Origin of the sequence: Thermobacillus sp., from assembly GCF_003390775.1 — a bacterium.
Taxonomy (GTDB): domain Bacteria; phylum Bacillota; class Bacilli; order Paenibacillales; family Paenibacillaceae; genus Thermobacillus; species Thermobacillus xylanilyticus.
This window is the reverse complement of sequence record NZ_QEWA01000050.1, coordinates 44,479-51,581: the sequence shown is the minus strand read 5'-3', so window position 1 is coordinate 51,581 and position 7,103 is coordinate 44,479. Positions and strand designations below refer to the sequence as shown.

The following is a 7,103-nucleotide window of genomic DNA, read 5'->3' as shown; positions in this document are numbered from 1 at the left end:
GATCTTGGCAATTCCAATTATACCAAACAGAGAGGTGTTTTTCATTTCGTCAAGCCTGGAACCAAACGAGCTAAAACCCCATCATCCCAAGGAATTAGCGCCATTTTCTCTCTGCGAAAGTTGAGTTACAAAGTTATCCGACTCCGTCAGCCAATTCTTCCCACCAGTTAGCACGATGCGCTGCCAAACGCAAAAAAGTCCGGGAATGACTCCGGACTTTCCGAACTTCACTATCGTTTTTTCTCATCTATTAATTAGATCACGTGTTTACCGTGGTCGTAGAAGTTGGAACATAATTTATTACTTCTAATACAATCGGCGAACCCGCCAAAATAGGTTCTCCTCCTGCGGGTACATTAATCACCAATGAACCTACTGTAGTGGCTCCGGGAGTATAGGTTGAAATCCCCTGCATTTGCAACACACCGTTAATGTAAACATTATACATACTATTGTTTGTCGCCAATGCAGGAAGATCAGTTGCTGCTGCCCCGGTATCATCGAAAAAATCGGCAGTATCAATCGTCAATGTTGCACCCGCCGCGGTTTCACCAGTTGTTACATAGAAAAACTTTTGTGGCGATGGAACCGTTTCAACTGTCGTTGTTGCCGTAACAAGTAACTTCATAAGTTGTAGTGCCATGATAACAAACCTCCTCATAAAATGTAATACAATAAAATCATATTCTGAATGAAGATGAACGTCAGGGCTAATCTTCAAGTGAATATACCTATTTTTTTCTCGATATGATAAATCCGATTGATTCAAGTATAATGGGGGTTCCTTTGTAAATCGTTTGCCCTGTCGATATAATAGTTAACGCATCGGAATTTACGTGATATAACTTGCCCTCTTGCAATGCTCCGTTAACGTACAAATTGAAGTAACCTTCTTGACCAAAGTCAATAAACTTGGCAACGGTTTCGCCTTTATCATCAACAAACTGATTGGGAAACAAAACTATTTTTTCTCCTGATAAATTAATGTCATGGGGTGCAACAAAAAAATATCTTCTTACTTTTGGTTTAACACCAATAAAAGGTTGTTTTGGGCAAATAATATTTAAACGCTTTATTACACAATTAATTTTGTATATTACTTTTTTTCTGCCTCTTCTCTTTCTACGCTTTGTAGGTTTAAAAAATTTACACTTTAATCTATGCTTTTTCTTCAATAATCCCACCTCTACTATGCATAAGTCTTGGAATAATTTATGCTTCTTTTTAATTTATGTTTTGGACAAAAGACCTAATCAAGGAACATTGGGTTGAGCATATAAGGAAACAACAAATAAGGCGCCAATTATAGGCGCCTTCGAAAGAAACGAAAAATATTCAACTCAACTATGATTGATTAAATAAGCTGATTCCAAACATTAACAACATCTGATAAAGAAGGTTCAAGGGAAGCCCCATAATACTGTAAAAATCTCCTTCGATTTTTTCAATAAATACCGAGCCAATCCCCTGTACACCGTACGCGCCCGCCTTATCTAAAGGATCACCAGTTTTTACATACGCCCAAATCTCTTCATCGCTCATCGGTCTAAAAGTTACCTTACTGACGGTGTGACCAACAATTATTTCCGGCTCTCCGCTTGGCGACTTAGATATGACACGATACTGACCAATGTCTCCAAGGTGCATTGTGGTGTCATAGCCCCCGGCTTTGTCGAGCGGCTCGCCGGTCGCGACGTACCGTGCGATCCGGTCCTCATCAAGCGGCTTCATGACGACCCGGGTGATGCTGCCGGCGGTCTTTGATTCTCCCGACGTTCCGTTCAGGACGGCCACGCCGGTGATAACTTCATGCGCACGGCCCTGCAGCATGCCGAGCATCCGGCGCGCGTCCGCGGCGTCTCGCGGCTTGCCGAGAATGTCGCCGTCCAGCACGACGATCGTATCGGCGCCGACAATGACGGTTCCCGCCGCCTCCGCGCCCAGCCGATCCCGGACGCTGACCGCCTTGTTCAGCGCCAGCCGCTGCGCCGCTTCCGCCGGCGCAAGCCCCGGCGGTATCGATTCATCCGCGTCGGACGCCTCGAAGCGGACCGGAGTGCGGAGGCCCAGCAGCTGCACAAGTTCCCGCCGGCGCGGCGAAGTCGACCCCAGCACGAGCGCCTGAACGGCTTGTCCGACGTAAGACCCATCTTTCGACATACGGACTTCCTTCCGTCCCGCGCCGCAAGACGCGGGATCTACATTCTGCGATAGAGCCAGATTGCCAGGACGACGCTGATGATGCTGAGCAGGCTGATGTTGAGTCTGACCGTCAAATCAAACGCGACGACGATCAAATCCGCCGCCGGCGACCAGACAATCGGAACCGAGTCGGTCAGGAAATCCAGCGCGGGAACCTGTTCCAGCCATTTCGCGACAAGCGCTCCCGCCACGAGCCCGATGACGACAAAAAGCACCAGCAGCCAGCGATTATTCTTCATCCCCGATCGTCCTTCGCCCAATTCTGACACTCGTTCTATATTATACGCGGCGCTCCTTGCGTTTACAATGCGCCGGTCGACCGCATCCAGTCCCGCTGGGCGATCGCCGCTTCCATCAGCGCGGACTGCGCGTCCCACAGATATTCGGGCGCAGGCTTTCCGCGATATGCGGCGAACGCCTCGGCCGCCTTGCGAAGCGCATCCGAGATTCTGCCGGGTCCGCTCTCTGCCGGGACTTCTTTCCGAACCGCTTCCGCCGCCTCCGTCCAGCTTCGGTGAGACGTCTGCCAATCGTCCCAGGCTTCCGAAGGAATCGGATTTGTCCCGCCGGCAGCCAGCAGGCTGGCCGACAGCCCGCTCATCGTCCGCATCAGGTCGTTCGTCCGGAGCATGAATTCGGCCGCGCTGCCCGGCTGCCCCTCAAGCGCTGCCGGATCGGTCGCCGGCACCTCGAGCGGCCGGACATACAGCTCGACGCCGCCGAGCTTCGCCGCCAGCGCTTCCGCCGCTTCCCGGCTTTCCGCGATGCCCGCGTAAGCGCGGAAGCCGTCCGCCGTGTCGGCTGCGGCGGCATAGCCGGCCTTCTGCAGCTGCGCCAGCGCTTCGGCAAGCCCCGCTTCGGTCGAGAACACGCCGTATTGCAGCACATAATACCGGACGGCGGGAACTTGGGAAACAGCCGGACTTCCGGAAACATCCGGCGAATCCCCGGCCTCCTCCGGAACAACGCCGTAAGCCGGCAAGCCGATGTTCGCCTCTTCATCCGGCGGAATTCCGGTCTCCTCTTGCTCAGGCGCCCCCGGCTGCCAGACCAGTAGCGACATGACCAGATAGCCGAACAACGCGCCCGTCAGCACCGCTCCGGCAACGGTGGCGATCACCCGCGTCCAGGAAGGCGCGGGCGGCCTGCGGCGCGGCGCAACATAGCCCGCCGGCGCATCGTCTTCTCCGGCAATCAGCGCCTCCCAATCATTCAGCAACATGCCGCCGTTTGCGTCCGCCGGATGTCCGCCGGTCCGCGCAACGCCGCCGGCTGCCGGTTCGTGTAACGGCACCGCGTCGTCCGCTTCCGGCTTCCGCTCCGGCACGGGACGGATTCGGCCGGTTTCTGCGCCGCGTTCCGTCTCGCCGCCTCCCGTCCGGCCGCCCGGCTCCGTCTCCATCGTCTGCCCGTCCGTCTCGCGTATCAATCGCTCGAGCGCATCGGGATCGTCCTGGAACGGGCTTTTCCAGGGGATGACATCGGTCTCGAACCGAAGTTCCCCCGGCCAGACCGGGTCCGCCGGACTTTGTCCGTCTTTCCGGCCGGCATCGTCTTCCGGAAGGACCCGCACCAGCCGGCCCCCGTTCCGGTTGCTGTCAGCGCCTTTTCCCGCAACGCCGGGCTTCGCCGGTTCGAACCGATATGTTATCCGCGCTTTCGGGTTCATATCCGTATCGCACTCCTTGTCCGATTCTTCTTGCTCTACTCTATGAACCCGATGCGAGATTTATGTGTCTCAAAAAAGAGAGTTTGACGGACGGGACACGAACGTGTGTTCTATTATAACTTGGTCCGTTTGGGATATCCAGGAGAAATTTCCTTGCCAATCATTAAAAAAACACCGAATGCCGTCCGACGGACGCCAACCGGTGTTCTGATCCCGATTTAACGGGGCGTATAGAAGTTTTGGGTGTAGTACCAGCCGTATTCGCTGTCCGGATTATGCTTGACGCCGACACCGAGCGATTCAAAACGCTCATGCAAAAGGTTCTTTCGGTGTCCGGAGGAGTTGACCCAGCCGGTATGCGCCTCAAAGGCGTTGCGATAACCGGCGGCGATATTCTCCCCGTAAGCGCGATAATCCCCGATCCCCGCGGATGCCATCCGGTCCCACGGATTCTCGCCATCCGGGTTCACATGGTCGAAGTATCCCCGCTCCGCCATGTCTTCGCTGTGCAGCCTTGCCGCCTTGGCCGCCATGTCATGCCAGGCCAATTCGTTCAGGCCGTGTTTCAGGCGAAACACATTCGTCAGATCCAACAGTTGACGTTCATAAGCGCGCGCCAGTTCTTCGCGCGGGGCAGACGCGCGGGTTCCGCCGCTTCCCTTTCCGGCCTGTTCCACCAACAGGCCTTCCACCGTGCTCGTGAGCAGATCCAGGTACAATGTGATCCGGAGGCCGTTCTTCTCATACGTATAAACCTCGTATTCCTTCAACGTTTCAAGGGAGATCCCCGCATGTCCGGCCGCCGTCTGCAAGGATGCTCCGGGCTTCACACCGTCCGGCTGCGCCCAGACGTCCGCGCTGCTGAACAGCGCCGCCACCCGTCCGCCGCTCACGCCGATCTGCGCAAAATCGGCATAGTCGGCATTGTAGACAAGCCAGGTGTATCCCGCTTCGGACGGTTCCCGGCGATCCGGTTCGCCGAGCGCGGCCAGCACCGCCTGCTCCCCGTCGCCGATGACGATGCCGCGCAGCGCAAAATCCGTGTTCCTTGCCGCCGTCTCCGCGGCGTCGCCCGTCCCGCCTTGATTCGCGCTTGTTCCCGCGTGCTTGACGTTGAAGATGAACGTCAGCGCCTCCGCGCGGGTGAGCGGATCGCCGGCGCCGAAGCCTTCCGGCGTTGCGCTCGTCTTGCCTTTGGCGAGTCCGTTATCCAGCAAATACCTGACCGCCTCGTCCACCGTCAGCAGCTTCCCGTGCGCCGCCGCGATGATGCGGGCCGCGTCGCCGCGAGTGTATTCCCGCTTCGCCTCCATGTCGACGACCGGCCAGTTCAACCGCTTCGCCGCCGCATAATACCGGACATGCCACGGCTCGCCCGCCTTTTGCTCCGGAACTTCATATTCCGGGAAGGCGCGCAGCACGAGCGCCAGAAATTCGCGTTCGCTGATCTTCAGATTGGGGCGAAACGTGCCGTCATCGAACCCGTTGGCAATCCCGTTCACAGCCGCCCATTCAATGACGCTCTTCGCCCAATGGTTCCCGACGTCCTTGAAGGAGACATTGTCCGCGCCTGCCGCGAACGCCCCGCCTCCCGTGGCCAGGACGACGACAATGAGCAGCGCCGGAAACAGTTGCCGAAACTTTTCCCCGATCGTTCTCATCCGTTTCCCCTCGCTTGGACAGTTTGCATGGCCTTTCGAAAAAGACAAGTCAACGTTATCTTACAGGATGTCGCGGGTATGCTCCAGTGTCTGCATTCCTGTTTGCATGAAAAAAACCGTCCGCCGAAACCCCGGTGGGGGTCCGGCGAACGGCTGTCCGCTTCCCGTCAACCGCTTGTCGCAAATCTGCCGTGCAATTCCCGCGCCAGCTGCTCGGCTGTCTGCCAGATGTCGCCGGCCCCCATCGTCAGGACGAGGTCCCCCGGCGCCACGCGTTCGAGCAGCCAGGCGAGCGCGTCTTCTTTCGTCGGCAGGTAGATCGTATTCGGATTGCTGTTCATCACGATCAATTCGGCGAGCCGTTTCGAGGTGACGCCCTCGATCGCTTTCTCGCCGGCGGGCGAATAGATGTCGGTGATGACGACTTCGTCGGCTTCCGCGAACGAACGGCTGAAGGCGTCGAGCAGGAAAAACGTCCGCGTATAGCGCTGCGGCTGGAAGACCGCGATAATCCGTTTGCCCGTCGCCTTGGCGGCCGCAATCGTCGCCTGGATCTCCGTCGGGTGATGCGCGTAATCGTCGATCAGCAGAATGCCGCCCGTCTCGCCGATCACCTGGAAGCGCCGCTTCGCGCCGCGGAACAGGCGGATCGCCTCAGCGACGCGCTCGAACGAGAGGCCCGCTTCGAGGCAGACGGCGATCGCCGCGAGGGCGTTGCCGGCGTTATGCCGGCCCGGCACCGACAGATCCACGCGTCCGAGCCGTTCACCGCGTCGGATCACCGTGAAGGAAACTTTTCGATCGCCGGGCGTGATGTCCATCGCCCGGTAGTCCGCTTCACGGCCGGGTTCGATCGAGTAGGTGACGATCCGGGCGCCGTCAAGCCGCGGCAACAGCTCCCGGATATTCGGATCGTCGGCGCAAACGACGGCCATGCCTTCCGGCTTCACCTGGCGCAGAAACTGCACATACGCCTCTTTCAGCTTGCCGAAATCGCCGTCGTAATTCTCCAGATGGTCAGGTTCAATGTTCGTGACGACCGCCGTATGCGGTTGATATTGCAGAAACGATCCGTCGCTCTCGTCCGCCTCGGCCACAACGTATTCGCCGCCTCCGGCTTTGGCGTTCGTGTCGAGACCTACGATCTCTCCGCCGATGATATAGGTCGGATCGAGGCCGCACGACTCCATGACAAGGGCGATCATGGACGAGGTCGTCGTCTTGCCGTGCGCGCCGGCAACGGCGACGCCCTTGCCCTCGTTCAGAAGGCGCGCCAGCATCTGTGAACGGTGGATGACCGGGATGTTCCGCTCCTCGGCGGCCTTCCGTTCGACGTCATCCTGCGCGATCGCCGTCGAATAGACGACCAGGTTCGCTCCTCTTACGTGCTCCGGCTTGTGCCCGATATAGATACGGGCGCCCTGCGCCGCGAGCTTGTCGGTTCGCTCCTGCCGGACCACGTCCGAACCCGACACCTTGTATCCCTTCTCCAGCATCACCCTGGCGATGGCGCTCATTCCGTATCCGCCGATGCCGATGAAATGCACATGTTCCGCCGTGCTCAAATGCCG

The 7,103-nt window shown here is 57.5% G+C and carries 7 protein-coding genes; all 7 read right to left on the bottom strand.

The window, feature by feature from the left end; all coding sequences use genetic code 11:
• Positions 1 to 259 precede the first annotated feature (259 nt).
• Entirely contained in the window at positions 260 to 643 is a 384-nt protein-coding gene (locus C6W55_RS14755; protein ID WP_015255398.1) for a DUF4183 domain-containing protein, read from the bottom strand.
• Positions 644 to 731: 88 nt separating this feature from the next.
• Positions 732 to 1,175: a DUF4183 domain-containing protein gene (locus C6W55_RS14750; protein ID WP_286893522.1), complete on the bottom strand. Its 444-nt coding sequence runs from the start codon at positions 1,173 to 1,175 to the stop codon at positions 732 to 734.
• A gap of 169 nt (positions 1,176 to 1,344) precedes the next feature.
• Complete coding sequence (locus C6W55_RS14745) at positions 1,345 to 2,160, bottom strand: Maf family protein (protein WP_286893520.1); 816 nt, start codon at positions 2,158 to 2,160, stop codon at positions 1,345 to 1,347.
• Positions 2,161 to 2,198: 38 nt separating this feature from the next.
• On the bottom strand, positions 2,199 to 2,441 hold the full coding sequence (locus tag C6W55_RS14740; protein WP_286893518.1) for a DUF4321 domain-containing protein: 243 nt from the start codon (positions 2,439 to 2,441) through the stop codon (positions 2,199 to 2,201).
• A 62-nt stretch (positions 2,442 to 2,503) separates the two neighbouring features.
• Positions 2,504 to 3,871, bottom strand: coding sequence for an SPOR domain-containing protein (locus C6W55_RS14735; RefSeq protein WP_286893517.1), 1,368 nt, complete (start codon positions 3,869 to 3,871; stop codon positions 2,504 to 2,506).
• 218 nt (positions 3,872 to 4,089) lie between these two features.
• Positions 4,090 to 5,532, bottom strand: a complete 1,443-nt coding sequence (locus C6W55_RS14730) for a CAP domain-containing protein (protein WP_286893515.1) — start codon at positions 5,530 to 5,532, stop codon at positions 4,090 to 4,092.
• A 167-nt stretch (positions 5,533 to 5,699) separates the two neighbouring features.
• Positions 5,700 to 7,097, bottom strand: a complete 1,398-nt coding sequence (gene murC, locus C6W55_RS14725) for a UDP-N-acetylmuramate--L-alanine ligase (protein ID WP_015255405.1) — start codon at positions 7,095 to 7,097, stop codon at positions 5,700 to 5,702.
• Between the last annotated feature and the right edge of the window lie 6 nt (positions 7,098 to 7,103).